Annotated in this window: 20 protein-coding genes and 1 riboswitch; of the genes, 9 read left to right on the forward strand and 11 right to left on the reverse strand. The window is 66.2% G+C overall.

Annotated features, from left to right (window positions below; translation table 11 throughout):
* Positions 1-42: 42 nt before the first annotated feature.
* Positions 43-1,443, reverse strand: a complete 1,401-nt coding sequence (locus tag J2X70_RS18275; protein ID WP_025877795.1) for a serine hydrolase domain-containing protein — start codon at positions 1,441-1,443, stop codon at positions 43-45.
* 287 nt (positions 1,444-1,730) lie between these two features.
* Between J2X70_RS18275 and J2X70_RS18280 the strand changes: the two genes are divergently transcribed.
* Both J2X70_RS18280 and J2X70_RS18285 read left to right on the forward strand, forming a co-directional pair.
* Positions 1,731-3,059, forward strand: coding sequence for an MFS transporter (locus J2X70_RS18280; protein WP_309911562.1), 1,329 nt, complete (start codon positions 1,731-1,733; stop codon positions 3,057-3,059).
* Positions 3,060-3,135: 76 nt separating this feature from the next.
* Entirely contained in the window at positions 3,136-3,486 is a 351-nt protein-coding gene (locus tag J2X70_RS18285) for a DUF1304 domain-containing protein (protein ID WP_033831781.1), read from the forward strand.
* A 495-nt stretch (positions 3,487-3,981) separates the two neighbouring features.
* Here the strand turns inward: J2X70_RS18285 and J2X70_RS18290 are convergent, their stop codons facing one another.
* From J2X70_RS18290 to J2X70_RS18300, 3 genes are all read right to left on the reverse strand, one after another.
* Complete coding sequence (locus J2X70_RS18290; protein ID WP_025877801.1) at positions 3,982-4,449, reverse strand: hotdog fold domain-containing protein; 468 nt, start codon at positions 4,447-4,449, stop codon at positions 3,982-3,984.
* Positions 4,450-4,521: 72 nt separating this feature from the next.
* The gene (locus J2X70_RS18295) at positions 4,522-6,999 is read right to left on the reverse strand and encodes an acyl-CoA dehydrogenase (RefSeq protein ID WP_025877803.1); all 2,478 of its coding nucleotides are present in this window, start codon (positions 6,997-6,999) and stop codon (positions 4,522-4,524) included.
* On the reverse strand, positions 6,996-7,913 hold the full coding sequence (locus tag J2X70_RS18300; RefSeq protein ID WP_309911566.1) for an alpha/beta hydrolase: 918 nt from the start codon (positions 7,911-7,913) through the stop codon (positions 6,996-6,998). The genes J2X70_RS18295 and J2X70_RS18300 overlap by 4 nt, the downstream gene beginning before the upstream one ends.
* A gap of 142 nt (positions 7,914-8,055) precedes the next feature.
* On the opposite strand from J2X70_RS18300, the gene J2X70_RS18305 reads away from it, so the two are divergent.
* Entirely contained in the window at positions 8,056-8,658 is a 603-nt protein-coding gene (locus J2X70_RS18305; RefSeq protein WP_025877807.1) for a TetR/AcrR family transcriptional regulator, read from the forward strand.
* A 138-nt stretch (positions 8,659-8,796) separates the two neighbouring features.
* Here J2X70_RS18305 and J2X70_RS18310 read toward each other — a convergent pair whose 3' ends face one another.
* The 3 genes from J2X70_RS18310 to J2X70_RS18320 all read right to left on the reverse strand — a co-directional run bounded on the left by J2X70_RS18310 (position 8,797) and on the right by J2X70_RS18320 (position 13,797).
* Positions 8,797-11,553, reverse strand: coding sequence for a TonB-dependent receptor (locus J2X70_RS18310; protein WP_080148256.1), 2,757 nt, complete (start codon positions 11,551-11,553; stop codon positions 8,797-8,799).
* A gap of 375 nt (positions 11,554-11,928) precedes the next feature.
* The gene (locus J2X70_RS18315; RefSeq protein ID WP_032952038.1) at positions 11,929-12,783 is read right to left on the reverse strand and encodes a hypothetical protein; all 855 of its coding nucleotides are present in this window, start codon (positions 12,781-12,783) and stop codon (positions 11,929-11,931) included.
* A gap of 120 nt (positions 12,784-12,903) precedes the next feature.
* Positions 12,904-13,797, reverse strand: coding sequence for an Hsp33 family molecular chaperone HslO (locus J2X70_RS18320; RefSeq protein ID WP_309911569.1), 894 nt, complete (start codon positions 13,795-13,797; stop codon positions 12,904-12,906).
* Positions 13,798-13,874: 77 nt separating this feature from the next.
* On the opposite strand from J2X70_RS18320, the gene mtgA reads away from it, so the two are divergent.
* The 3 genes from mtgA to J2X70_RS18335 all read left to right on the forward strand — a co-directional run bounded on the left by mtgA (position 13,875) and on the right by J2X70_RS18335 (position 16,140).
* Complete coding sequence (mtgA, locus tag J2X70_RS18325) at positions 13,875-14,624, forward strand: monofunctional biosynthetic peptidoglycan transglycosylase (RefSeq protein WP_025877813.1); 750 nt, start codon at positions 13,875-13,877, stop codon at positions 14,622-14,624.
* 105 nt (positions 14,625-14,729) lie between these two features.
* Complete coding sequence (locus J2X70_RS18330; RefSeq protein WP_080148258.1) at positions 14,730-15,749, forward strand: glycosyltransferase family 2 protein; 1,020 nt, start codon at positions 14,730-14,732, stop codon at positions 15,747-15,749.
* Positions 15,709-16,140, forward strand: a complete 432-nt coding sequence (locus tag J2X70_RS18335) for a CBS domain-containing protein (protein WP_025877817.1) — start codon at positions 15,709-15,711, stop codon at positions 16,138-16,140. Before J2X70_RS18330 ends, J2X70_RS18335 begins: the two co-directional genes overlap by 41 nt.
* 571 nt (positions 16,141-16,711) lie before the next feature.
* Here J2X70_RS18335 and J2X70_RS18340 read toward each other — a convergent pair.
* The 4 genes from J2X70_RS18340 to J2X70_RS18355 form a co-directional block, all read right to left on the reverse strand.
* Positions 16,712-18,676, reverse strand: a complete 1,965-nt coding sequence (locus J2X70_RS18340; RefSeq protein WP_309911571.1) for an AsmA family protein — start codon at positions 18,674-18,676, stop codon at positions 16,712-16,714.
* Positions 18,677-18,789: 113 nt separating this feature from the next.
* Positions 18,790-19,428, reverse strand: a complete 639-nt coding sequence (locus J2X70_RS18345) for a hemolysin III family protein (RefSeq protein WP_025877819.1) — start codon at positions 19,426-19,428, stop codon at positions 18,790-18,792.
* 96 nt (positions 19,429-19,524) lie between these two features.
* On the reverse strand, positions 19,525-21,129 hold the full coding sequence (locus J2X70_RS18350) for a peptide chain release factor 3 (RefSeq protein ID WP_025877820.1): 1,605 nt from the start codon (positions 21,127-21,129) through the stop codon (positions 19,525-19,527).
* Positions 21,130-21,203: 74 nt separating this feature from the next.
* Complete coding sequence (locus tag J2X70_RS18355) at positions 21,204-22,088, reverse strand: M23 family metallopeptidase (protein ID WP_032976586.1); 885 nt, start codon at positions 22,086-22,088, stop codon at positions 21,204-21,206.
* A gap of 137 nt (positions 22,089-22,225) precedes the next feature.
* Positions 22,226-22,344, forward strand: a riboswitch (SAM riboswitch).
* 76 nt (positions 22,345-22,420) lie between these two features.
* Between J2X70_RS18355 and J2X70_RS18360 the strand changes: the two genes are divergently transcribed.
* From J2X70_RS18360 to J2X70_RS18370, 3 genes are read left to right on the forward strand one after another with little or no spacing between them, the layout of a single operon-like run.
* Positions 22,421-23,452 (forward strand): homoserine O-succinyltransferase, encoded by a 1,032-nt coding sequence (locus J2X70_RS18360; RefSeq protein ID WP_025877822.1) that lies wholly within the window; start codon positions 22,421-22,423, stop codon positions 23,450-23,452.
* Entirely contained in the window at positions 23,449-24,684 is a 1,236-nt protein-coding gene (locus J2X70_RS18365; RefSeq protein WP_309911574.1) for an O-succinylhomoserine (thiol)-lyase, read from the forward strand. The genes J2X70_RS18360 and J2X70_RS18365 overlap by 4 nt, the downstream gene beginning before the upstream one ends.
* The gene (locus tag J2X70_RS18370; RefSeq protein ID WP_218787849.1) at positions 24,681-25,748 is read left to right on the forward strand and encodes a homoserine dehydrogenase; all 1,068 of its coding nucleotides are present in this window, start codon (positions 24,681-24,683) and stop codon (positions 25,746-25,748) included. Before J2X70_RS18365 ends, J2X70_RS18370 begins: the two co-directional genes overlap by 4 nt.
* The last annotated feature ends 15 nt before the right edge of the window (positions 25,749-25,763 follow it).

The raw sequence follows: 25,763 nt of genomic DNA on the forward strand, positions 1-25,763 counted from the left end.
GACCCGTAGGCCGCCCTTCTGTTTACGGTCGAGCTCGCCAGCTCAGCGCGGCGAGGCCACCGCGCGGTTGCCCGAAGCGCCCTTGCCCTTGCGCTTGTCCTGCTGTGCCGGGGTCGCGCCCTCGGCCATCAGGTTGTCGCTGCCGAAGTCGGTGTCCACGTCCAGCCAACGCTGCGACGGCAGGCCCAGGGCAGCATCGAGGACGGTCGGCAGCAGGCCGCTGGGCAGGCCGCTTTCACCGTTCCACATGATGGCGATGCCGAGGTCGCGCTCGGGCACCAGTGCAACAAGGCCACGGTAGCCCTGCACCGCGCCGGCATGGAACACGACATCGTGACCGGCGTAGTCGAAGGTGCGCCAGCCCAGCGCGTAGCCGGCCGAGTGCAGGCGTTCGCGGCGCCAGCCCGAACGCATCTCGCCGGGTGTGTTGATCAGGCTGGAGTGCAGGGTCGCCAGCAGCGGTGCCGGCAGCACGTCCGGGCGGTGGCCGGTATGGGCCAGCAACCACTGCGCCATGTCACTGGCACTGGCGTTGACGCCGGCAGCAGGGGCGACGCGGTAATAGGTCGGCTTCGGCGTCAGCGACACCCAGCCGTTGCGGCTGCGCACGTGCGGGCGCGCCCAGCGCGAGCTGGCCTGGATGCCGGCCAGGCCGAGGCTGGCATCGTTCATGCCCAGCGGCTTGAAGATGCGGCGTTCGACCGACTGCTCGTAGAAGCTGCCGGAGGCGGCATACACGACGTCGCCGATCAGGCTGAAGGCCACGTTCTGGTAGGCGTAGCAGTCGCCCGGCAGGCACTTCAGGCTGGTGTTGGCCAGCTTCTGGGTCAGCGCGTAGTACTCGGCATTGCCTTCGATGTCGCGGTCATAGGCGTTGTACGGCAGGCCGACGCGGTGGCTGAGTACATCGGCCACGGTCAGGCGGTCGGTGGCCTCCGGCGAGTTCAGGCGGAAGCCCGGCACGTAGTCGGTGACCTTGCTGTCCCAGCGCAGGGTACCGTCGTTGACCAGCAGGCCGGCCATGGTGCCGGCGAAGGCCTTGGAGAGCGACGCCAGGCGGAACACGGTGTGGGCATCGACCGGCAACGGGTTGTTGACGTCGGTGACACCGTAGCCGCGCGCGCTGAGCACGCGGCCGCCCTGCACGATGGCTACTGCCATGCCCGGCACGCGCTCGCCATAGGTGAGCTGCTGCGCCATCGATTCGATGTTGGCGACGTTGAAACCGGCAGCGGGCAACTGCACCTGCGGCACCAGCCCGGTGCGGTAGGCCGCAGGCTGGGTGTGGGCGACGGCGCCACCGGCAGCGGTTTCGATGTTGGTCGGCATCGGCGGCAACGCCGGCGGGGTCTGCGCGGTGGTGGACAAGGCAAGGGGCATCAACATGCCCAGCAAACCGGTGGCCGCCGAACGGATCGGACGACGCAGGCTGTTCTTTTTCATCGGTTGGAACCCGTGCGCGACTGCTGGGGATGATTCTAGCGCCGCTTTTCGCCTGTGCACAAACAAAGCGAAGATGAATGCGCATCTCGTTGAAAAAGTTGGATTTTTGACGCCAGAAAAGCGTGTATCACAAGGTGTCTGCCGGGCCGGTCCGTGACACTGCGTTGCAGCCATCGGCGCCGCCTGCGCTGGCGATGTTGCAGTGCATTGGATAACGTACGCGCTTCACTGCCCCCGGAGCCTGCCATGCCGCTGTCCAACCGCCGTTTGCGGGCGAGGGGAGCCGCGTGAGCGCGGCGCGGGAGAGCGGGGCACTGAAGGGCCTGCTGGTCGCGCTGCGCGAGTCGCCGGCGCTGTGGTGGTCGTTCCTGTACTTCTTCTGCCTGCTCAGCGGCTACTACGTGCTGCGGCCGGTACGCGAGGCGATGGCCGCTTCGGCCGACCTGGAGACGGTGTTCCCGGCGGCGTTGATCGCCTGGTTCGCCAGCCATGGCATCGCCCTGAAGGACTTCGTCCTGCAGTTCCTGTTCTCCTGCGTGTTCGTGATCATGCTGGTGCTGCAGCCGGTCTATGGCTGGCTGGTCAGCCGCTTCCCGCGGCGGGTGTTCCTGCCGGCGGTGTACGGCTTCTTCATCGCCACCCTGCTGGGCTTCTACGCACTGTTCGACAGCGGCGTACCCGGGCGGGGCATGGCGTTCTTCTTCTGGATCACCGTGTTCAACCTGTTTGCGGTCGCGGTGTTCTGGAGCTTCATGGCCGATGTGTTCTCCAATGCGCAGGCGCGGGCCTACTACGGCTACATCGGTGCGGCCGGCACTGTTGGCGCCTTCCTCGGCCCGATCATCACCAGTGCGCTGGTGCAGCGGGTGGGCATCGCCAACCTGATGCTGGTTTCGGCCGGCTTCCTGGTCGTGTGCCTGTTGTGCATCTGGCGCCTGCGCCACTGGGCGGTGCTGCGCGAGCGTGAGCAGCAGCTGGTGTCGGGTGAGCAGCCGATGGGCGGCAGCGTGCTCGATGGCCTGAAGCTGATCGTGCGCGAGCCCCTGCTGCGCTGGCTGGCGATCATGGTGGTGTTCGGCGTGGGTGTCGGCACCTTGCTGTACAACCAGCAGGCCAGCATCGTGCGTGCCTCGTTCAACGATGCAGGCGCTGCCACCGCCTTCTTTTCGCGCATCGACCTGGCGGTGAACGCGCTGGCGCTGTTGATGCAGCTTGGGCTGACCCGCTGGCTGCTGTCGCGCCACGGCATCGCCCCGGCGTTGCTGATTCCCGGTTTTGCGATCCTGATCGGCTTCTCGGTGCTGGCCGCATCGCCGATGCCGCTGATGGTGGCGGTGGTGCAGGTGATGACCCGCGCCAGCGAGTTCGCCCTGGCCAAGCCTGCCCGCGAAACCATCTACACCCGCGTGGACCGGCAGTGGCGCTACAAGGCCGGCGCGGCGATCGACACGGTGGTGTACCGCGGCGCCGACCTGACCTTCGCCTGGCTGCACAAGGGGCTGTCGTTGTTCGGTTCACACGTGGTGTTCATCGGTGGTGTAGCCGTCGCCGGCTTGATGACCCTGGCGGCGTTCGGTGTGCTGCGCGAAGAGAAGAAGCTGCCGCGCGACCGTTGATTTTCCGGGGTCGGATCCCTTTCCCGCAGGGTAAGGGATCTGACCCCATTCTCCATCCCTGTCCAAGGAACTGCCCATGTACTGGATCGCGCTCGCCCTGACCCTGCTGGTCGCCCTGCTGCACGTTTATTTCCTGGTGCTGGAGATGTTCCTGTGGACCCGGCCGCTGGGCCTGAAGACGTTCCGCAATTCACCGGAGAAGGCGGAGACCACGCGCGTGCTGGCGGCCAACCAGGGCCTGTACAACGGCTTCCTGGCGGCGGGCATCGTGGTGGGGCTGGTGCTGGCGCAGCCGGTGCTGGTGACGTTCTCGCTGGTGTGCGTGGTGGTGGCGGGGTGCTATGGCGCCTACAGCGTGAGCCGGCGCATCTTCATGATCCAGGCGGTGCCGGCGATCCTGGCGTTGGTGTTTCGCGCACTGGCGTGATTTCCGGCCAACGGCGCAGCCACTCGTGGGTTGGTCGCGTAGAGCTGTCATGGGGTTGGTCGGGCGGGTTGGGTTCGCGGGGGACGCCGCAAGTACGTCCCTGTAGGCTTGGCCGCGGCATCCATGCCGCGGACACCCCCGCGAACCCAACCCGCCCGACCCCTGACAGGTTCCGTGCGCGGCCAGCCCACGGAGAAGAAAAGAAGATCAAGAGCAACAGCGGGTCGCTGCGCTCGTGGGTTCTGCGTGCATGAAAAAAAGCGGCCGATGGGTCGCTTTTGCTTTTGCTCTTCTTTTTCTCTTCCGTGGGGGAAGCCGCAGAGATCCGTCCGAGGCCGGAGGGGTGGGGCCGGGCGGGGTATCCGCGCCATGGATGGCGCGGCTAAGCCTACAGGGACGTACTTGCGGCGTCCCCGCATGGACCCACCCCTCCGGCCCAACCGATAAACCGCTTTCGCCGTCCACCCACGAGGGGCTGCGCCGTTCGCGGCAACATCACTTCGCCGGCGACACCCACATGTCGATGACCGCGCTGAACACCTCCGTCCCCGCGCGGTCGCGGACACTCACCGTCACCGGCAACGCATAGCCTTCGGTCGCCACCACGATCGGCTGCGCCGGCAATGCCGTCGCCTGCAGCGTGCCGCGCGCCTTGGCCAGGTACTGCACCTGCATGCCCTTCGGGATCCAGCGCATGCCCTTGGGCAGCGACGCATCGACCATCAGCCCGGCGGTCAGTTCGGCCAGGTTGCACATTGCGATCGCGTGCACCGTGCCGATGTGGTTGCGCACCTTGCGGCGGTCGGCCAGCGTGCCCTCGCAGCGGCCGTTCTCCAGGCGCGTGATGCGCGGGGCGATGCTGGCGAAATAGGGCGCCTTGAAGCACACCGCGCGCGAGAACAGCCAGGTACCGGCAGGCCAGCGCTGCAGGCGGTGATAGAGCGAAAGCAGGGGCGTGGACATGGCGGTTTCCGGTTGGCGGACAAAGCGACGGCGGGCCAGGCCCGCCGTCGAGGCAACGCGTGTCGCGGGCGATCAGGCCGCCTGCGAGTGCGGGTCCTTGTTCTGGCGGTCGTAGTAGCTGGCCGCGCGCAGTTCGTGGGTGTCGAAGTCGTCCACGGTGATGGTGTCCAGGGTCAGCGTACGCAGCTCTTCCAGCAGGCTGCGCTCGTCCTGGGTGATCACGCCTTCGGCCACGGCCTCGTCGAGCTGGCTGTTGAAGTCCAGCGCCTCGATGCCCTTGCTCTTCAGCGCCTTCAGGAACTTGCGCTCCACCGGCTCGGCCATGATCGCCTTGCTCAGGTAGCTGTTGATGCGGCCACCCGGGTTGTTCTCGCACGGGGTCAGGAACACGCCGCTGGCGAGGCGGTCGCGGGCTTCGTTCGGGGCCATCAGCAGCGCAGCCACGCGACGGCTCAGGCGGTCGCCGGGGGCCTCGGCACGACGGCCCAGCGGGAAGATCAGTGCCCACATCAACCAGCCGATCGGACGGATCGGGAAGTTGCGCAGGGCAGCCGACAGCGATTCCTCGATCTTGTGCACGCTGTCATGGAAGGCCCAGGCCAGCAGCGGCTGGTCGGCCTGCGGCGCGCCTTCGTCGTGGTAGCGCTTGAGCATGGCGCTGGTCATGTAGACATGGCTCAGCACGTCGCCCAGACGGCCGGACAGCGATTCCTTGAACTTCAGCTTGCCGCCGAGCGTCATCATCGAGATGTCGGCCATCAGCGCCAAGTTGGCCGAGTAACGGTCCAGCTTGCGGAAGTAGCGGCGGGTGTAGGCGTCGCCCGGGGCAGCGCCGAAGCGTGCGCCGGTCAGGCCGAACCAGAACGAACGAACGGCGTTGGAGATGCCGTAGCGGATGTGGCCGAACAGGCTGCGGTCGAAGTCCTGCAGGCCGGCACGGGTGTCGGGGTCCTGCGCGGCCTTCATTTCCTTCAGCACCCACGGGTGGCAGAGGATCGCACCCTGGCCGAAGATCAGCAGGCTGCGGGTCATGATGTTGGCGCCTTCCACCGTGATGGCGATCGGCGCGGCCTGCCAGCTGCGGCCGGCGAAGTTGCGCGGCCCCAGGATGATGCCCTTGCCGCCGATCACGTCCATCATGTCCGAGATCACTTCGCGGCTCATGTTGGTGCAGTGGTACTTGGCGATCGCCGACGGCACCGACGGCACGTCACCGCGGTCCACAGCAGCGGCGGTGGCCTGCGACAGCGCGCTGATCTTGTACGCCTTGCCACCGATGCGGGCCAGCGCTTCTTCCACGCCTTCGAAGCGGCCGACCGACAGGCCGAACTGCTTGCGGATGCGCGCATAGGCGCCGGTGACCGCGGCACCCGCCTTGGCACCGCCGCTGGCGGTGGAAGGCAGGGTGATCGAACGACCCACGGCCAGGCACTCGTTGAGCATGTTCCAGCCCTTGCCGGCCATCGCAGCGCCACCGATCAGCTGGGTCAGCGGAATGAACACGTCCTTGCCGCGGATCGGGCCGTTCTGGAACGTCGAGTTCAGCGGGAAGTGGCGACGGCCGATTTCAACGCCGGCGGTCTCGCGCGGCAGCAGGCCCAGGGTGATGCCGATGTCCCGGGTCTGGCCGATCAGGCCATCCGGATCGTACATGCGGAAGGCCAGGCCGATCAGCGAGGCGACCGGCGCCAGGGTGATGTAGCGCTTGTCGAAGGTCAGCTTGACGCCGAGCACCTGCTCGCCGTTCCACTCGCCCTTGCAGACGATGCCGTAGTCGGGAATCGAGGTCGCGTCGGAGCCGGCGAACGGACCGGTCAGGCCGAAGCAGGGCACTTCACGGCCATCGGCCAGACGCGGCAGGTACTGGTCCTTCTGTTCCTGGGTGCCGTAATGCACCAGCAGTTCACCCGGGCCCAGCGAGTTGGGCACGCCGACGGTCGAACTGACCACCGAAGACACCGAGGCCAGCTTCTGGATCACCTTGTGGTGGGCCAGCGCGGAGAAGCCCAGGCCGCCGTATTCCTTCGGAATGATCATGCCGAAGAACTTGTTCTTCTTGATGAAGGCCCACAGTTCCGGCGGCAGGTCGGCATGGACGTGGGTGATTTCCCAGTCGTTGACCATCGTGCACAGCTGTTCGACCGGGCCATCGAGGAAGGCCTGTTCTTCAGCGGTCAGCTGCGGCTTGGGGTAATTCAGCAGGATGTTCCAGTCCGGATCACCGGTGAACAGTTCGCCTTCGAAGCCGACCGAGCCGGTTTCCAGGGCGATGCGCTCGGTCTGCGACAGCGGCGGCAGCACCTTGCGGAACACCTTCATCATCGGGCCGGTCAGCAGCGGCTTGCGGATGAACGGCAGCAGCAGCGGCACGACGATCACGGCCAGTATCGCGGCGGCGACGATCGTGGCGGTCTGGTTGACGTAGGGGATGAACCAGCAGGCCACCAGCAGGGCCACGCTGATCAGCGTCCAGGTCAGCAGGCGCATGCGGTGGTAGGCGACGAACGCGCCTGCCAGCAGCAGGGCGAGGAAGGGAATGACGAGGCTCATGAGCGTGCTCCGGTGACGTGCTCGTTTATGGCGGACGAAGCTGCAGCATCCGCTGCGGGCAACACGTCCAGATAGTCCAACACAGTAGCGGTAAAGGCGTCGTTGTCATCACCGGCGACCATGTGCGTGGCCTGCGGCAACTGTACGTGGCGTGCGTGTGGCGCCAATGCCAGGAATTCGGCCACCGTCTGCGGGGTGACCAGGTCGCTGCGGCCACCGCTGACCAGCAGCAGGGGGCACTTCACCTGGCGCGCGGCTTCGGCCAGTGCGTCCTGGTGCTGCTCGCTGTCACGGGCCAGTTCGGCCACCAGGCGCGGGTCCCAGTGCCAGCGCCAGCGACCGTGGCCATCTTCGCGCAGCAACGCGCGCAGTGAGTCTTCGGATTTGCGCGGGCGATGCGGCACATAGGCCGAAATCACATCGGCAGCCTGGGAGAGCGAGGCGAATCCTTCCGGATGCGCGGTCATGAAGGCGAGGATGCGCTCGACGCCAGCGGTATCCCAGCGCGGGGTGATATCCACCAGCACCATGGCCGAGAACAGGCCTGGCCAGCGTGATTCGGCCAGCAGGCCGAACAGGCCACCCATCGAGGCAGCCACCAGCACCGGCGGTCGCGGTTGTTCGCCGGCCAGCACGATCAGGTCATCGGCGAACTGCTCGCCGTGGTACGCCAGATCGGCCGCATTCCAGTCGGAATCGCCGTGACCCCGGGCGTCGTAAGCCAGGGTCTGCAGGCCGGCTGCCGACAACGCCTTGGCCGTCGTCGTCCAGGCATGGCGGGTCTGGCCAAATCCATGCGCGAACAGTACGCGCCCGCGACGGCCGGAGGTGCTGGCGGTTGCAGCCAGCGAGGCACCGTGGGCCGCCTCCAGGCGCAGGTCATGGAATGCAGCGAGAGTAGGGGACATAACCATACTCGCTAGTATGGATGGGTTCGGCGGGATGTCAATACTGCACGGTATGGTGCGCTGCGGGAATGCCTCTCGGCCCGGCTGCCGACGGTTTCGGCCGCAACCGCGTACTGCAACGAACCCCGGCGTATGGTTAAATCAGCACATGAATCAACCTGACGCTTCCGCCGGCGAACCGCGTGCCGGCCGCAACAGCCGCCTGAGTGCCGAAGACTGGGCCCAGGCGGCCCTCGATCTGATTGCCGAGCAAGGTGTGAGCGCCGTCGCGGTGGAGCCGCTGGCGCGCCGCCTTGGCGTGACCAAGGGCAGTTTCTACTGGCACTTCCCCTCGCGTGATGCGCTGCTGCAGGCGGCACTGGAACGCTGGGAACTGTTCGAGCAGGAACAGGTGTTCGGCAGCTTGGAAGATGTGCCGGATCCGCGCGTGCGCCTGCGTCAGCTGTTCCAGATGGTGGCGCACGAAGTGCAGCCGCACATCATCTACAGCGAGTTGCTGAAGGCACTGGACCATCCGATGGTGCGGCCGGTGATCGACCGCGTGTCGCAGCGACGGCTCGATTACCTGATCGCCTCGTTCCGCCAGGCGGGCCTGAGCTCGACCGATGCACGCCATCGCGCACGCCTGGCTTACGCCGCCTATGTCGGCTTCCTGCAGTTGTCGCTGCAGCTGCAGCAGCCCAAGCAGGCGCGCGAGGATTTTGAAGCGTATGTCGAGCATCTGATCGACACGCTGATTCCGAACGGCTGAGGCGTTCTTCATCGCTGGATGCAGAAAGGCCGCGGCAGTGCCGCGGCCTTTTTCGTTGGTGTTGATGCCAGCAGCGAACGTACAAAAAACAACGGCCCCTTGCGGGGCCGTTGCTGCATCAGCTGATCAGTGGAGCGATCAGAACTTCTGCTTGTACTGCATGTACATGTAGCGGCCCGGCAGGTCGTACTGCGGGTCGAACATGTTGTACGAGGTCGAGTACGAGACCGGCGGCTGCTTGTCCCATGCGTTGTTCAGACCCAGCATGATCGTGCCCTTCCACGGGGTGTTGTAGCGCACCTGGATGTCGTGGTAAGTGGTCGAGGCCATGTGGTTCTTGCCGTTCTGGCCGTCGGAGCAGTAGCCCACCAGGTCGGCGTCACGCACCGGATCGAACGGGCATTCTTCGGTCATGCCCGACTTGTAGCGCAGACCGTAGTTCACGCCGAAATCGCCGTAGGACCAGTCGACGTACAGGTTGGAACGGATGCGCCAGTACGGATCCTGATCGAGGTAACGACCTGCGCGGCCATCCAGCGGAGCATCGTCGGTGGACTTGGTGTTCCACTTGGACAGGTAGGTGCTGTCCCAGCTGATGGTGAACTGGCCGAACGAGGTTTCCGGCAGCTTGTACAGGACGCCCAGATCCCAGCCTTCCACCTTGTACGACGACAGGTTCTGCAGCGGCATGTCGACGTTGGTGATGGTGTAGCGCTGGGTCGGGGTGCCGTAGTTCGGGTCGCGGGTGATCAGGCCGCAGTAGGCTGCCTGTTCCTGCGGCGAACCACCGTAGCAGCGATCCATGATGTCCTGAATGGCCGGGCGGGTGATCGCGTCTTCAATCTCGATCTGCCACCAGTCCAGGGTCACGTTCAGGCCGCTGACGAAGCTCGGGCTCCACACCACGCCCAGGGTCTTGCTGGTCGAGGTTTCCGGCTTCAGATCCGGATTCGACTTCCAGGTGAAGGCGACCGGAGTCTGCTTGTTGGCGCCGCTGCCGGCACCCGGCTGCAGGAAGCCCGCCGGCACGCCTTCAGCGGCGCACTGGGCAGCAACTGCACCGGTACGACGACCATTGCCGGAAGAGCACGGATCGGCGTAGGTTTCGAAGGAGTCGGTGTCGCCGCGGTACAGGTTGTTGATGCTCGGCGCGCGGAAGCCCTCGGAGTAGTTACCGCGGATCATCAGGTCGTCGATCGGCTTCCAGCGGAAACCAAACTTGTTGTTGGTGGTGTTGCCGAAGTTGCTGTACTTCGAGTAGCGCGAAGCCACGCTGAAGTCGAGCAGCTTGGCGCCCGGCAGGTCAGCCAGCACCGGGATCGACAATTCGACGAAGAATTCGTCCAGGTCGTAGGAGCCCTTGGTCGGAGCAGCGCCGTTGCCGGTGCTCAGGCCTGCAGCGATGAAGGCGTCCGGATCGAACTGGCCGCTTTCCTTGCGGTATTCGTAACCTGCGGCGAAGGCCAGTGCGCCAGCCGGCAGCTGCACGATTTCACCGGAAAGGTTGGCGTAGTAGCCACGCGAAACCAGGCTTGCCGAGTCATGCGCCGTGAACGAGGCGTAGTCCAGGGCTTCCTGCGAGATCGAGCCCAGGCCACCCAGCGGGTTGATCGGCACGCAGCCAGAGATGACCGCGCCAGCAGCGTTGAGGCAGACAGCCTGGCCATCACGAATTGCCGACGGACCATAGGCTTCGGCCAGACGCGACCGGTTGAACAGGCCATAGGTCAGGTCGTTCTGATCGGTCTTGTCGTAACGGTAGCCGACGTCCCAGTCGAAGTTGCGGTCAGCAAATTCGAAGAAGCCTTCGAAGCCACCGTAGAAGTGCCAGTTCTTGACGTTCTGGTTGAACGAACGGCCGCCGGTTTCATTGAAGCGACGCGCAACGCTGGTCAGGTCAACGCCGTACGGGTTGTAGATGCTGTTGGCGCTCAGGCGCTGGCCGGTCACCGGCATCGCCGCGAGCAGCTGCTCGGACTTGCGCTCGTTGTACATCGCCTCGGTACGGAAGGTGACGTTGTCGGTGACATTGTACGAACCGGTCGCAAACAGCGAGGTACGTTCCTGCGGGGTCAGCAGGTAGTTGTCCGGCGAGGTGTTGTAGCCGTGGATGTCAGAATCGAAGACGGTTTCCTGACCATTGATGATGACGTACTGCTCATCATTGCGGATGTAGGAGCCCGGGATACCGGTAGCGCTCTGGCCGCCGAAGAACGGCGGGCCACCGGCGGAGATCTTGCGATCGCCGGCCATGACGCTGCCTTCCTTCACGTAGGACGCGCCCAGCACCAGCGATGCGCGGTCGGTGGTGGTGCCGATGCTGAAGTCATAGGCTTCACGCTCGCCGTCGCCCTGGCTGTACTGGCCCTTGTAGACGTTCGCTTCGGCGCCGTCGAAGTTCTGCTTGGTGATGATGTTCACCACGCCGGCGATGGCGTCCGAACCATAGATGGTCGAAGCGCCGTCCTTCAGGACGTCGATGCGCTCGATCATCGCGGTCGGGATGGTGTTCAGATCGACGCTGCCGTCCAAGCCGGTGGTCCAGCGACGGCCATTGACCAGCACCAGCGTGCGTTCGGCACCCAGGTTGCGCAGGCTGACGCCGGCCGAACCATCACCGCCGTTGTTGAAGGTGCGGTTCAGCGCAGCGCCGTTGGCCGAGATGCGCTGCAGGATGTCGGCGACCGAGGTCACACCCTGCTTTTCGATGTCGGCGCGGGTCAGGCTCAGGACCGGCTGCGAGGTTTCGATGTCGGTGCTCTTGATGCGCGAACCGGTCACCGAGATGCGATCCAGGTTGGTCGCTTCCTGCGCCTGGGCCGTTACGGACGTCGCCGCACCGGCGATCAGCGCGACGACGACAGCGTCACGCAGCTTGTTGGACTGGAAATTCATTGGCTCTCTCTCTCCAAGAAATCTTGGCTGGGGTAGTGCCTGCGCGGCGGTGCCAAAAAAGAAGGCTCCAAAATCGCGAGGCTGAATCGATAGTAACGGCCCCCAGCCAAAAATTAAAGCTGCGTTAATTCACGCTGTGGTTACACATGAATGCGCTTTGATTTCTTTTATTTCAATGAGTTATCTGGATGTGGGAAGGGACGCAACCGCGCCTGCCTGCCCTCGACGCACAAAAAAGTTTCAGTTGATGCATGTCGTGATGTATCCGTTTGTAACGGATAGGTGCTTTTCGCACTTGACAGATGTGTCCAGAAACAATTCGGGCGCCCCTGGGCGCCCGATGTTCAACACAGCTTGTTCGCGGTCGATGAGCGACTACAGATCCTGCTCGTAGCGCACGTACGGCACGGTGCCGTCATCGTTGCTTTCGTTGCGCGGGGAGAACGGGTTCTTGCCGCGGCTGATGACGTTTTCCGCGCCGACGGTGAGCTGGCCGGACCACGGGGTGCGCCAGGTCAGGCCGATGCCCAGGCCTTCCCACTTGCCGGGCTTGCCGGGAACGTCAACCACGCGGCCGATGATGCTGCCGCTGAAATTGCCGTAGCCGGCGCCCAGGCTCAGGCTCTTGCTGTCCCAGCGGTCAACGATGGCCGGTGAGGCGTCAGCCAGGGGTACCAGGCGTGCCTTGGCATAGGTGCCGGCGATGGAGACAAAGCCTTCGCGACCGATGTTCTTCTGCGCGAACACGGTCAGGTCATTCTGTTCGGCGCGCAGCGACGGGGTCTTGCTGGGCGTGGCCAGCCAGGCGGGCAGGGTCTCGCGGCCAGTGCCGGCAGTGATTCCCAGGCGGCCGGTGCCACGGTTGAGCGCGGCGGTACCGGTCAGGCGCCGGTTGGAGCCGATGGCATCATCGTCGTCGCCCAGGCTGGCCAGCATGCAATGGCTGGCCAGTCCGCTGATGCTGGAGCCGCTGCTGCTGTTGCACAGCAGGCCGAGCGAGTCGCCCGAAGACAGGCCGAACGCAGCATCGAGCGAATTGCGGCCGAAATGCCAGCGTGCGCCCACGGCCTGCTCGCCGGTCGGTTCCAGGTACAGCAGGGCCTCGACCTTGCCACTGCCCTTGTTCCAGACCGGAATGACGGTGCGGGTGTCCTTGCTCTGCGCGTGCACGCCCGTGATCGCGCCAAGGGCGATCAGAAGGGCCAGCGGTAGACGCAGGAAGGTACGCATCGGACCAGTTCAGACAGGGACGGGCAGTGAAAGTTCCCGCTGGGGCGGGAACTCGATCCTAGGGTGTTTATGAATTCTTAACAAGCCTTGTTCCTCCCCAGATACAAGACTCATTGGGTATTACTGAAGTCGTTCAGGTGCCGGTACAGCCCCCTGGGCACCGTGGAACAGTATGCCGAACTCCGTCAACGGAAAGTGATACTCCTGTCCGCAGAATTCGCAACGTACGTCTACGGCGCCGGTGTCTTCGGCAGCCGCACGGGCCTCTTCCTCGCCCAGCGAGAACAGCATCGAGGCGACCCGTTCACGCGAGCAGGAGCAGGCGAAGGACAGGGCCTTGTCACCCACCAGCTCCGCCTTCTCCTCGTGGAACAACCGGTGCAGGAGTTCCTCGGCCGGAGTGGCCAGCAGCTCCGCCTTGCCCAGGGTGTCGAACAGCGCGCTGGCGCGGGACCAGCCATCGTCGTCGCCTTCGTCGCCCGGCAGCTTCTGCAGCAGCAGGCCGGCAGTGCCGTCGCGGCCGGCGGCCAGCAGCAGTCGCGTCGGCAGCTGCTCGGACTGGCGGAAGTAGTCTTCGAATGCTTCATCCAGTTCCGGCGCGGTCAGTGCGACCAGGCTCTGGTAGCGCTGCGGTTCGCGCGGGTCCAGGCCGGGATTCTCGATGGTGATGGCCAGCAGGGCGTCCCGGCCCAGGTCGGTCAGGTCACGGGGGGCGTCACCGCCCTCGGCAATCTGGACGATGCCGCGCAGGGTGCCGGCGGCGGTGCATTCGGCGAACAGGGTACGCAGAGCGGTATTGCTGCGCAGCTGGATCGACAGGCGGCCGTCCACCTTGGTGTGGCCGGTGAACAGGGCCGATGCCACGCAGGCTTCGCCGAGCAGTTCGGTGGCGCTGTCCGGATACTCGCCGTGGGACTGGATGTCCTGCCAGGTGGCCTGCAGGCGCACGTGGACGCCACGGACACCGGCGTCGGGGAGCAGGAAACGGATAAGGGAATCGGATTGGGCGGTCATCGGCTCACATCGCGCGGAAACGGGGATGGTTGCCGGATAATGCGCCGACAACCAAGCATAAGAAGGATGCACCAGTAATGGGGGCAGGGGGAGAGCAGGACAAGGTAGTGGCCGCCGCCGACGCGGCACCGCGCAGGCGCTGGCGCTGGAAGCGGCTGCTGTGGCTGCCGGTGCTGTTCGTGGCCTTCAGCTGCCTGCAGGTCCTGGTGCTGCGTTTCATCGATCCGCCGCTGTCCACGGTGATGGTCTGGCGTTTCGGTGAGGCACTGGGTGAAGGCGACTGGTCCTACCGGCTGCACTACCAGTGGCGGGACCTTGACCAGATGGCGCCGAGCCTGCCGATTTCGCTGGTGGCCGCAGAAGACCAGCGCTTCCCCGACCACAGCGGGTTCGACCTGCAGGCCATTGAAAAGGCGCGCGACCACAACGCGCGGGGCGGGCGCCTGCGCGGGGCCAGCACGATCAGCCAGCAGGTGGCCAAGAACCTGTTCCTGTGGCAGGGCCGCAGCTGGATCCGCAAGGGCCTGGAGGTCTGGTACACGGTGCTGATCGAAGCCTTCTGGCCGAAGCAGCGGATCCTGGAGATGTACGCCAACATCGCCGAGTTCGGCGACGGTGTGTATGGCGCCCAGGCAGCGGCGCAGACATTCTGGGGCAAGGACGCCGCGCGGCTGAGCCCTGCCGAGAGCGCGCGTCTGGCGGCAGTGCTGCCGGCGCCGCGCCGCTACAACGCGGCCAAGCCAGGCCCCTACGTGCAGCGTCGTGCGGCGTGGATCCAGCGGCAGGCACGGCAGCTGGGTGGAGCGGGGTACCTGGCGGAGGACTGAGGGGCCACGACCCCAGATGTCCGTGGTGCCTTCCGATGCGGGAAGCGGGTATTTCGAACGCTGGACTGACGGGCTGCATCCCCGTCAACGACGTACAATCCGGCGATGACTCGTGAGCGTCTTACCTTCGTCATCGCCGCACACAACGAAGAGCTGGTGCTGCCCCAGCTGCATCCGCGATTGTGCGCGGTACTGGACGGCCTGGCCGGAATCGATGGTCACATCCTGTACGTGGATGACGGCAGCAGTGACACGACCTGGTCGTTGATCGCCTCGCTGGCCCAGGCCGACCCGCGGGTATCGGCGCTGAAGCTGTCGCGCAACTTCGGCAAGGAGGCGGCGCTGACCGCCGGCCTGGACCATGTGCGCGAAGGCGCGGCGATGATCCTCGACGCTGATGGCCAGGACCCGCCGGAACTGGTGCCGCACTTTGTCGAACGTTGGCGGCAGGGCTACGACAACGTCTACGGCACGCGCCTGGTACGTGACGGTGAGAGCTGGAGCAAGCGCGCTGCCGCATCGGTGTTCTACCGGGTGATTGGTCGCCTCTCGCGCACGCCCATTCCGGCCGATACCGGCGATTTCCGCTTGTTGTCGCCGCGCGCGCTGAGCGCATTGCGCGAGATGCGCGAACGGCACCGGTTCATGAAGGGGCTCTTCAGCTGGGTCGGTTTCCGCCGCGTGGCGGTGCCGTATCACCGGCATGCCCGTTTGGCCGGCAGCAGCAAGTTCAGCCTGTGGCGGCTGTGGAACTTCGCACTGGAAGGGATCACCGGCTTCTCGACGGTCCCGCTGCGGGCGGCCACCTACATGGGGCTGGCCACCGCAGGCGTGGCCTTCGTGTTTGCCATCTGGGTGATTGCGAAGGCAGCGTTGTACGGCGACCGGGTGGCCGGGTGGCCGACCATGATGGCGGTGATCCTGTTCCTCGGGGGCGTGCAGTTGATCGCGCTGGGGCTTATCGGCGAGTACCTGGGACGCCTGTACGAGGAGTCCAAGCAACGGCCGTTGTACCTGGTTGACGCATGGTTGGCCCCTTCCGTGGCAGACTCGGACCTGCAACCCACCCTGGGAGGGCAGGCAGATGACGTCGGTACGGCAACTGTTGGACGGCAAGTCCCCTGAAGTGCATGCGGTCGCGCCAGGCGCGGCGGTGATCGATGCGATCCGGTTGATGGCGCAGAAGGGCATCGGCGCGGTGCTAGTGATGGATGGCCCGCGACTGGTCGGGATCCTCTCCGAGCGTGATTACGCACGCAAGATCGTGCTCCACGATCGTTCGTCGCGTGACACCGCCGTGTCGGAAATCATGACCGCGAAAGTAGTGACGGTGAGTCCCGGTGAGCAGGTGGAACACTGCCTGCAGCTGGTGACCGATTACCGCATCCGCCATCTGCCGGTGGTCGAGGGCGGGCAGGTACTGGGGGTGATTTCCATCGGTGACCTGGTGAAGTCGGTGATCGATGCGCAGCGGCGCGAGCTGGATCAGCTGCAGCAGTACATCGTGGCGGGGTGAGTTCTGTCGCTGGCGGGCCTGCGGCCCGTCGGCCCGCTTTTTCAAGCAACAGCCAAAGCCAAAGCCAAAGCCAAGGCAGCGCCTGCCTGACATGCCGGGGAGGCGGAGGGCATGGCCGTGCAGGACACGCCGTAAACCCGTCCATGGGGGCTCGATGGCGCCATCCATGGCGCCAACGGTCCTGCACGGCCATGCCCTCCGCCTCAGGACACGTTCCTGCGAGCGCGGCGGCCTTCACCCTGACTATCTGCCGTTGGTAGATGCCAACCTTGGTTGGCACTGCTTTTGATTCTGCTTTCTTCTTTTGATCTTGAACTCCTGCTCTCGTTTCGCGCGCGCAGGAAACTGTCGGGAGGGTGACGGGTGGCCCAGGCAGGACCGTTGGCGCCATGGATGGCGCCATCGAGCCCCCATGGGTGAGGGCGCTTTGCTTGCGAAGCACTGCTTCGCAAGCGCCCGAACGCACAGCCGCCAGCGGCTGGGCCGGACCGCGGAGCGGGGTTCACGGCGTGTCCTGCCTGGGCCACCCGTCACCCTCGTCCCATTTGCAGTAGGGCGCCGAACGCCCGCTCTACTTCGCGTAGTGCCCACCGCAGTCGGCATCCTTGCCCGGCCCCAGTTCGATGGTGGCCAGCAGTGCCGCCGGCGGCGCGATGCTGCCCAGCGTCAACGCGACCGCACCCCGGATACCCAGCGCCTTGAAGTCCGGGCGGAACGACGGGTCCTTGAAGGTGCCGCCGATGCGCAGCGGCGAGCGCAGCACCAGGATGCTCCTGTCCTTCGGTCGTGGCTTCAGCAGCAGGTCCAGTGTTTCATCGCGCAGGCTGACATCGCCCTCGCCGAGGATGATCGTATCGGTGGTGTCCACTGCCATCGACCGGGTATGCATCAGGCCCTCGCGCACGCCGAAGTCGGCGAAGGCGCAGCGCAGCGGAATCTGTTTGTCGCCGGTGAACAGGAATTTCAACGACTCGGTGATGTCCAGTCCCGCCACTTCCATCAGCAGGTTGCCGACGTGGCCGCGGCCCATGCCCAGCGCCACGTTGCCGCTGCTGCTGCCGAGCATCGCGGCGATCGAGTTGCCGTTGCCGGTCAGGTCAATGGCGCCGCTGATACCCCCCTTGGCCTGTTCGGCCAGCTTGGCGTCGGGGAACAACTGGCCCAGCTGCACGCCGCGCACGCTGGCCTTCAATGAGGTTGCAATCTGCGGGCGACGTGCGTCCATGCGGATCGTGCTGCGGATGTCGCCGCCGGCAACGCCGAAGTTCAGCGGGTCCAGCCGCAGTACACCATCGTCCAGCAGCAGGTGTGCATCCATGTCGTCCAGCGGCAGCTTGGGTGCATTGATGCGCTGGGCCTTCCAGCGCACGTCGGCATCCATCGCGCGCAGCTTGCCCAGGTTGTACGGCGTGGCCGGCAGCACTTTGGCGCTGGCGGCCACGCGCGCAGCCTCGGCCCGCTGTTCTGCATTGGCAGTCTCGCCGCCACCGGTCTTCGGGGGGGCACCGACGAAGCCGGCAAGGTCATCGAAATCGAGGCGGCGCGACACCAGGTTCGCGGTCATCCGTGGGCGTTCCCTGGAGACATCGAACTGCACATCGCCGCCCAGGTCACTGTCGCCGACTTTGCCGGTGAAGCGCTCGTAGCGCCACACCTGGTGATCGCGTTTCAGGCGGCCATCCAGTGCGTAGGGCGGGGAAGGCGGAATGGCGATGCCCAGCAATGGATACAGATCGGCCAGGTCGTTGCCGCTCAGCGCGAACTGCAGGTCGAACACCTGCAGCTGGAACGGGTTGGTCAAGGTGCCAGTGGCAACGGCATGGGTGGCTCCGGCGCGGCCATCCAGGTGGATGCGGAAGGGGTGTGCGCTGTCGGTCAGTTCCAGCGGCGATTCGGTGCCGCCGCTCAGGGTAAAGGGATTGCCCTGCCAGCGGCCCTTGCCGGCCACCAGCAACGGTGGTGCGGCGTCGGCCTGTTTCGGTTGCCCGCTGCGCACGTTCACCAGGATGTCGGTGCGGCCGAGTGCGTCCAGGAACTGCAGGCGACCATCGTCGATGAGCAGGCGCTTGAGCTGCGGCGTGGTGCCGCCCTTGCTGTCGCCGAGGAAGTTCCAGTTGCCCGGGTCGCCCTTGCGTGGAGCCGTCTCCAACAGCACGTCCGGGCGGGTCAGACGGATCTCGGGCAGTTGCACGCTGCCACGCAGCAGCGGCCACACCCGTACGTCGATCTCGACCCGGTCGGCGCTGACCATGGTGGGCTGCTTCGCCCAAGGCGCATTGGTAAAGGTGAGGGTATCGGCGCGCACGGTGCTGGTGCGGCCGAGGTCGACATCCAGGTTGCCGATGTGCAGGACGCGGCCGGTGCGCGCCTGTACCGCACGTTCGACCGGGCCCTTGAACCAGTTCCAGTCCCACAGGGCGATGAGGACCAGCAGTGCCGCGAACAGGAACACCAGCACGGCGAGCCAGCGCTGCCCGCGGCGACGCAGGCGCCAGCGCGACGCCTTGGAATCAGCAGGAGCAGAGGCAGCATTCACACCGCCATGGTTGCCCCGTCGGGGTGGACGGGGCGCGAAGCGATCATGTGCATCGTGTGCAGAGCCGGTGCCTGCTCGCCGGCCAGGGGCCTGGCGTTACCCTCAATACGGGGTCACAGCACCTGTCGAGTCACGGCGACGAAGTGGCAGACGCTGCCACCGATCACGAACAGATGCCAGATCGCATGCGAATAGGGGATGGATTCGCGGTGGTAGAAGTACGTGCCCAGCGTATAGGACAGGCCACCGCCGAACAGCCAGGCAAGCGTCCCACCATCGATCGAGGCCCACATCGGCTTGATCGCCACCACCACTAGCCAGCCCATGGCGATGTAGATCACCGTGGACAGCAGCTTGAAGCGGCCGGTGTAGAACAGCTTGAACACCACGCCGCCGAGCGCCAGCGCCCAGATCGCGGTGAACATGCCCCAGCCCCAGGGGCCGCGCAGGCCGATCAGGGTGAACGGGGTATAGGTACCGGCGATCAGCACATAGATCGCGCAATGGTCGAACACCTTCAGGCGGCCCTTGGCCTGCGGGTGCTGGATGGCGTGGTACAGCGTGGAGGCGGTGTACAGCAGCAGCAGGGCGATGCCGAACACGATCGCACTGGCCAGCTGCCAGCCATCGCCGTAGATCGCGGCCAGGGTGATCAACACCGCGCTGGCGGCCAGGGCAAGCACCGCACCCAGCCCGTGGGTCAGGGCGCTGGCAATTTCTTCGCGGATCGAATCAACGGAAGTCGTGGACATGGCATGGGCATCGTCTGCAGGGAGGGGGACCTGCACCCCCCTATCATCGCCGCGATGGCGGGCGCGTGCACCCCCGCCACCGTATGGTCGCTGCAATCAGTTGCCGGTGACCGTATGCGCGGCTTCACGGGTTGCCGAGAAACGCACGTCCGGCGCACGTTCCTGCGCCAGCTGCAGGTTGACCCGGGTCGGCGCCAGGTAGACCAGGTGGCCGGCCGCGTCCAGGGCCAGGTTCAGCGCGTTCTTCTCGCGGAACTCCTCCAGCTTCTTCTCGTTGCTGCAGTGGACCCAGCGCGCCGTGGTCACGCTGACCTGCTCGAAGGTGGCTTCCACGCCGTATTCGTCCTTCAGGCGGTAGGCAGCCACATCGAACTGCAGCACGCCCACCGCACCCAGGATCAGGTCGTTGCTGGTCAGCGGACGGAAGAACTGGGTCGCGCCCTCCTCGGACAGCTGTGCCAGGCCCTTCTGCAGCTGCTTGAGCTTGAGCGGATCGCGTAGGCGGGCGCGACGGAACAGTTCCGGGGCGAAGTTGGGGATGCCGGTGAAGGTGATCGCCTCGCCTTCGGTGAAGGTGTCGCCGATGGAGATCGTGCCGTGGTTGTGGATGCCGATGACATCGCCCGGCCACGCCTCGGCGGCGATTTCACGGTCGCTGGCCATGAAGGTCAGCGCATTGGCCAGCTTCATGTCCTTGCCGGTGCGCACGTGCAGGGTCTTCATGCCGGCAGTGAACCGGCCCGAGCAGACGCGCATGAACGCCACGCGGTCACGGTGCTGCGGATCCATGTTGGCCTGGATCTTGAACACGAAGCCGGTCAGCTTCGGCTCCTGCGGGGCGACGTCGCGGCCGGTGGTGGAGCGCGCCTGCGGCGACGGTGCGTGTTCGACGAAGAAGTCCAGCAGCGGCTGCACGCCGAAGTTGTTCACGCCCGAACCGAAGAACACCGGGGTTTGCTTGCCGGCCCGGTAGGCCTGCAGGTCGAACGGGTGGCTGGCACCCTGCACCAGTTCCAGTTCGTCGCGCAGGTCGGCCAGCATCCGCTCGCCGATCTTCTCGGCCAGCCCGGGCGAATCGATCGAGGGGAAGATGGTCGAATCCTGACGGGTGAAGTTGCGGCCCTGCTCGTACAGATGCACTTCGCCGGTGATCAGGTGGACCACGCCCTTCAGGCGCTGGCCCATGCCGATCGGCCAGGTGACCGGTGCGCACTGGATGCCGAGCACGCTTTCAACCTCGTCCAGCAGGTCGATCGGCTCCTTGCCCTCACGATCGAGCTTGTTGATGAAGGTCATGATCGGGGTGTCGCGCAGGCGGCACACTTCCATCAGCTTGATGGTGCGCTCTTCCACGCCCTTGGCCACGTCGATCACCATCAGCGCCGAGTCCACCGCGGTCAGCACGCGGTAGGTGTCCTCGCCGAAGTCGGCGTGGCCCGGGGTGTCGAGCAGGTTGATGATCTTGCCTTCGTACGGGAACTGCATCACCGAGGAGGTGACGGAGATGCCGCGCTCCTTTTCCAGCGCCATCCAGTCCGAGGTGGCGTGGCGGGCAGCCTTGCGGCCCTTCACCGAGCCGGCCATCTGGATCGCGCCTCCGAACAGCAGCAGCTTTTCGGTCAGCGTGGTCTTGCCGGCGTCAGGGTGGGAAATGATGGCGAACGTGCGGCGACGCGACGCTTCGGTGGCGACTTCGGACATGGCAGTGGCGCCCGCACGGGGCGCTTTTCAAAGAGATAAGCGCCCGATTATACCGGCCTGCCGGCGTCGGCGGGTCAGCGCCCGGCGCTGGCGTCCCCGCTGCCCTCACGGGCGAAGTGCAATTCGCCCTGCGGGGCGAGGATGCGCACCGGCACCGAACGCAGCCCCATGCCCCGGTTGAGCTGCACCACGAAGTGCAGGTGCGGTGCGGTGCTGTAGCCACTGTTGCCGGACAGGCCGATCGGCTGCCCGGCCTGCACGGCCTGGCCGGGACGCACGCGCATGCCGCCGGCCTGCAGGTGGGCGTACATCGCCATGCTGCCGTCGCTGTGCAGGATACGAACGAAGTTGGCGCGTCCGGCATCGCGTTCACGGTCCAGGCCATTGCCGCGGAAACCGTCCTGTACCTGCATCACCGTACCCTCGCGGGCGGCCAGGACTTGCGTTGCTTCGGGCAGGGCAAAGTCGATGGCGTCGCGGTTCTCCTCGTCATCGTGGCTGAACCGGCCCTGCGGGGCCTGATCCACGCGCAGCTGGGCAGCCTGGAACGGCAGGCGATAGGCGACGTCTTCGGCGCGCGCGGCCGGATTGCCCGGCACCGACTGCAGACGAAGATCCAGTGCCTTGCCGTTGGCAGGAGAGGGAAGATGGCCCACCACCAGGCTGCCGGTGGCCTGCACCAGTGACTGCAGCGGCAGGCCCTCGACCTGTGTGCCGGGGGCCGCGCGCAGCTCGATCTGCACCGGGCCGGACAGTGGATTGTCGATCCGCGCCTGCCACTGGTCGCCCAGCGACTGCAGGCGCAGGCGGGCCATCGGCGCCGCGTGCGGCGTGGCGCCGGCCGTGCGCGCGGCCGGCGTCTGTGGCACCAGTCCCCAGCCCTGGCGCCAGTCGGCAGCGTTCGCGGGGGCGCTCGCCAACAGGGGCAGCAGGAGGCAGGGCAGGGGCAGGCGGCGCATCGAAGGCTCCAGCGACATGGACCGCCGGGACTCTACGCAAGCTGTCGGGACGGGGGAAGGGTGGGGGCTTCGCATTCATCCATCTCTTTATCCGCATGAAGGGATTGACATGCCCGAAAAGGACTGGCATCGTGGCTCCACCATCGAGACCGGCAGAGGGACAGGCCCTTTGAAGCCGGGGCAGCCCGCAGACGCGAAAGCGCCTGCGTAGGTGCCAAATCCTGCGGGGACCGTGGCGTCCACCGAAAGATGGTTCGAACCTGCACCCAACGTGCACTTCGAACGCGAGCCCCGCGAAGGCTCGATGGCCGATTTCCCTACCGGAACCCGCCATGAGCTTCGCCACCAGCACCGTGCTTCGCCCCGAACCCTTTGTCCCCGTCAGCGTGCCGGTCGATGACCGCGTGCACGCCGAGCGCGGCGAGTTCGCCGCCGTGCTGTCGATGCGTCATGCCGGCCCCTGCCCGGTGCGCCTGCGCTATGAGTGGGTCGGTCCGGTCAACGCACCGGTGGTGGTGCTGGCCGGCGGCATTTCCGCGCACCGCCATGTGGCCTCCAATGCGCAGTTCAGCGAGAAGGGCTGGGCCGAAGGCCTGGTCGGCAGTGGCCGCGCGCTGGATCCGCAGCAGCTGCGTGTGCTCGCGTTCGATTTCATCGGCGCCGACGGTGCGTTGGATGTGCCGATCGATACCGCCGACCAGGCCGATGCGTTGGCGCTGCTGCTGGATCACCTCGGCATCCGCGCATTGAAGGCATTCGTCGGCTATTCCTACGGCGCGCTGGTCGGCCAGCAGTTCGCGATCCGCCACCGTGCCCGGGTACGCCAGCTGGTGCTGGCCAGCGGTGCGCACCGCCCGCACCCGTATGCCGCCGCCTGGCGTGCGCTGCAGCGCCGTGCCGTGGCGCTGGGCCAGCTGCAGTGTGGCGAAGACCACGGCCTGGCGCTGGCCCGCCAGTTCGCCATGCTCAGCTACCGCACACCGGAAGAATTCGGCGAACGCTTCGACGCAGCACCGGAGGTGGTCAATGGCCGCGTCCGTGTCGCGGCGGAAGATTATCTCGACGCGGCTGGTGCGCAGTACGTCGCGCGCACGCCGGTCAATGCCTACCTGCGCCTGTCCGAGTCGATCGACCTGCACCGCGTGGACCCGAGCGCGATCCTGCCGCCGACCGTGGTGGTTGCCGTTGAAGGCGACCGCCTGGTTCCGCTTGCCGACCTGGTCGGCCTGGTCGAGGGACTGGGCCCACGCGGCAGCCTGCGCGTGCTGCGCTCGCCCTACGGTCACGACGCCTTCCTGAAAGAAACCGATCGCATCGACGCGATCCTCGCCACCGCCTTCCGCACTTCTGGAGAGTCCGCATGAGCCTGCACGCCGCTGAACCGTCCTGTTGTCGCACCACCGCCGCCGTCCGCGCCGGCATCGATCGCGACACCGCCCATGGCGCGGTCACGCCGCCGATCGTGCTGTCGTCGAACTTCAGCTTTGAAGGCTTCGGCAACAAGCGCCAGTACGACTACACCCGCAGTGGCAATCCCACGCGCGACCTGCTGGGTGAGGCGCTGGCCGAACTGGAAGGCGGCGCCGGCGGTGTGGTGACCGCCACCGGCATGGGCGCGATCAACCTGGTGCTGAACGCACTGCTGCAGCCCGGCGACACCCTGGTGGTGCCACACGATGCGTACGGCGGCAGCTGGCGCCTGTTCAACGCACTGGCGAAGAAGGGCTATTTCGAACTGGTCACTGCCGACCTGACCGACCCGCGCGCGCTGGCCCAGGCCCTGGCCACGCAGCCGAAGCTGGTGCTGGTGGAAACCCCGTCAAACCCGCTGCTGCGCATCACCGACCTGCGCTTCGTGATCGACGCGGCGCACAAAGCCGGTGCGCTGGTGGTGGTTGACAACACGTTCCTGTCGCCGGCATTGCAGCAACCGCTGTCGTTCGGCGCGGATCTGGTGCTGCACTCCACCACCAAGTACATCAACGGCCACAGCGACGTGGTCGGTGGTGCGGTGATTGCCCGCGATCCCGCCGTGCATGAACAGCTGGTGTGGTGGGGCAATGCCCTGGGCCTTACCGGCTCGCCGTTCGATGCGTTCCTGACCCTGCGCGGCCTGCGTACGCTGGATGCACGCCTGCGCGCGCACCAGGAAAACACCGCCGCGATCGTGGCGCTGCTTGATGCGCATCCTGCGGTGGCCAAGGTCTACTACCCGGGCCTGGCCGATCATCCGGGCCACGCCGTTGCCGCGCGTCAGCAGAGTGGTTTCGGCGCGATGCTGTCCTTCGAACTGGCCAGCTGTGCCGGCGATGATCCGCATGCTGCTGTACGCGCGTTCGTCGATGGCCTGCGTTACTTCACGCTGGCCGAGTCGCTGGGAGGCGTGGAAAGCCTGATCGCACACCCGGCGACCATGACCCACGCGGCAATGACTGCCGAAGCACGCGCGGCTGCGGGCATCAGTGAAGGCCTGCTGCGTCTGTCGGTCGGTATCGAGGGCGAGCGCGACCTGCTGGCCGATCTGGGCAGCGCTCTGGCGCGCGCCGAGGCGGTGATCGATGCGGTGGCGCGCGGCAAACAGGTGGCAGACGCATGAGCGCTTTGCCTGTCGAGATTCCGCTGCTGGGTACTGGCCGCCTGGCGCTGCTCGGAACCGGCACCGTCGGTTCGGCCTTCGTGCAGCGCTACCAGGCGTTGCAGGCGCGTGGGCTGGAACTGCCCAGCGTGCAGTGGCTGGCCAATTCACGCACCGCGCTGGCGATCGACCGCGATCTGGCGTTGCCGCTGGAACTGGCACGGCGTGCGCCGCGTGATGGGCAGAGTTCGCCGCCGTGGGCCAGCGCTGAAGGGCTGGAGCGTGGTGACGTGGTGGTCGATGCCACCGCCAGCGAAGATGTAGCGGCGCGCCACGTGCAGTGGTTGGCGCGCGGTGTGCACGTGGTGACCGCCAACAAGCTTGGCCGCGGTGCGCAGCTGTCGCGCGCGCAGGCCATCGCCGATCGTTGCGCCGACAGTGGTGCGCGTTACGGCGACAGCGCCACCGTCGGCGCCGGCCTGCCGTTGCTCAGCAGCCTGCGCGCGCTGGTTGCCGGTGGCGACCACATCCATGCCATCGAGGGCGTGCTTTCCGGTTCGCTGGCGTGGCTGTTCAATCGTTATGACGGCCAGTCGCCGTTCTCGGCGGCGGTGCGTGAAGCGCTGGCGGCCGGCTACACCGAGCCGGACCCGCGGCTGGATCTTTCCGGCGAGGATGTGCGCCGCAAGCTGTTGATCCTGGCCCGCAGCAGCGGATTGGCGCTGGACGCGTCGCAGGTGCAGGTCGACTCACTGGTGCCGGATGCGCTGGCTGCGCTGCCGCTGGAAGATGCAGTGAATGCGCTGGAGCAGCTGGATGCACCGCTGCAGGCACGTTGGCAGCGGGCGCGCGACAACGGCCGGGTGCTGCGTTTTGTCGGGCGCGTCGATGGCGAGGGTGCGCAGGTGGGCCTGCGTGAGCTGGCTGCCAACCATCCGCTGGCGCAGGGCGCGGGCACCGACAACCGCGTGGCCATCCACAGCGATCGCTACCGCGCGCAGCCGCTGTTGATCCAGGGGCCGGGCGCGGGTGCGGAAGTGACCGCAGCGGCGCTGCTGGATGACGTGCTGCGGATCGTGGGGTGAGCCCAGCCGCTGCTG

This window comes from Stenotrophomonas sp. 1337, from assembly GCF_031455455.1.
Taxonomy (GTDB): domain Bacteria; phylum Pseudomonadota; class Gammaproteobacteria; order Xanthomonadales; family Xanthomonadaceae; genus Stenotrophomonas; species Stenotrophomonas indicatrix.

What these genes read in the sequence shown, in the direction of transcription:
- J2X70_RS18295 (WP_025877803.1), bottom strand. Translation starts at nt 6,999, where the DNA reads ATGAGCCTCGTCATTCCCTTCCTCGCCCTGCTGCTGGCAGGCGCGTTC.
- J2X70_RS18370 (WP_218787849.1), top strand. Translation starts at nt 24,681, where the DNA reads ATGAGCGCTTTGCCTGTCGAGATTCCGCTGCTGGGTACTGGCCGCCTG.
- J2X70_RS18360 (WP_025877822.1), top strand. Translation starts at nt 22,421, where the DNA reads ATGAGCTTCGCCACCAGCACCGTGCTTCGCCCCGAACCCTTTGTCCCC.
- J2X70_RS18345 (WP_025877819.1), bottom strand. Translation starts at nt 19,428, where the DNA reads ATGTCCACGACTTCCGTTGATTCGATCCGCGAAGAAATTGCCAGCGCC.
- J2X70_RS18310 (WP_080148256.1), bottom strand. Translation starts at nt 11,553, where the DNA reads ATGAATTTCCAGTCCAACAAGCTGCGTGACGCTGTCGTCGTCGCGCTG.
- mtgA (WP_025877813.1), top strand. Translation starts at nt 13,875, where the DNA reads ATGGGGGCAGGGGGAGAGCAGGACAAGGTAGTGGCCGCCGCCGACGCG.
- J2X70_RS18365 (WP_309911574.1), top strand. Translation starts at nt 23,449, where the DNA reads ATGAGCCTGCACGCCGCTGAACCGTCCTGTTGTCGCACCACCGCCGCC.
- J2X70_RS18315 (WP_032952038.1), bottom strand. Translation starts at nt 12,783, where the DNA reads ATGCGTACCTTCCTGCGTCTACCGCTGGCCCTTCTGATCGCCCTTGGC.
- J2X70_RS18330 (WP_080148258.1), top strand. Translation starts at nt 14,730, where the DNA reads ATGACTCGTGAGCGTCTTACCTTCGTCATCGCCGCACACAACGAAGAG.
- J2X70_RS18320 (WP_309911569.1), bottom strand. Translation starts at nt 13,797, where the DNA reads ATGACCGCCCAATCCGATTCCCTTATCCGTTTCCTGCTCCCCGACGCC.
- J2X70_RS18290 (WP_025877801.1), bottom strand. Translation starts at nt 4,449, where the DNA reads ATGTCCACGCCCCTGCTTTCGCTCTATCACCGCCTGCAGCGCTGGCCT.
- J2X70_RS18355 (WP_032976586.1), bottom strand. Translation starts at nt 22,088, where the DNA reads ATGCGCCGCCTGCCCCTGCCCTGCCTCCTGCTGCCCCTGTTGGCGAGC.
- J2X70_RS18350 (WP_025877820.1), bottom strand. Translation starts at nt 21,129, where the DNA reads ATGTCCGAAGTCGCCACCGAAGCGTCGCGTCGCCGCACGTTCGCCATC.
- J2X70_RS18275 (WP_025877795.1), bottom strand. Translation starts at nt 1,443, where the DNA reads ATGAAAAAGAACAGCCTGCGTCGTCCGATCCGTTCGGCGGCCACCGGT.
- J2X70_RS18305 (WP_025877807.1), top strand. Translation starts at nt 8,056, where the DNA reads ATGAATCAACCTGACGCTTCCGCCGGCGAACCGCGTGCCGGCCGCAAC.
- J2X70_RS18335 (WP_025877817.1), top strand. Translation starts at nt 15,709, where the DNA reads ATGACGTCGGTACGGCAACTGTTGGACGGCAAGTCCCCTGAAGTGCAT.
- J2X70_RS18285 (WP_033831781.1), top strand. Translation starts at nt 3,136, where the DNA reads ATGTACTGGATCGCGCTCGCCCTGACCCTGCTGGTCGCCCTGCTGCAC.
- J2X70_RS18300 (WP_309911566.1), bottom strand. Translation starts at nt 7,913, where the DNA reads ATGGTTATGTCCCCTACTCTCGCTGCATTCCATGACCTGCGCCTGGAG.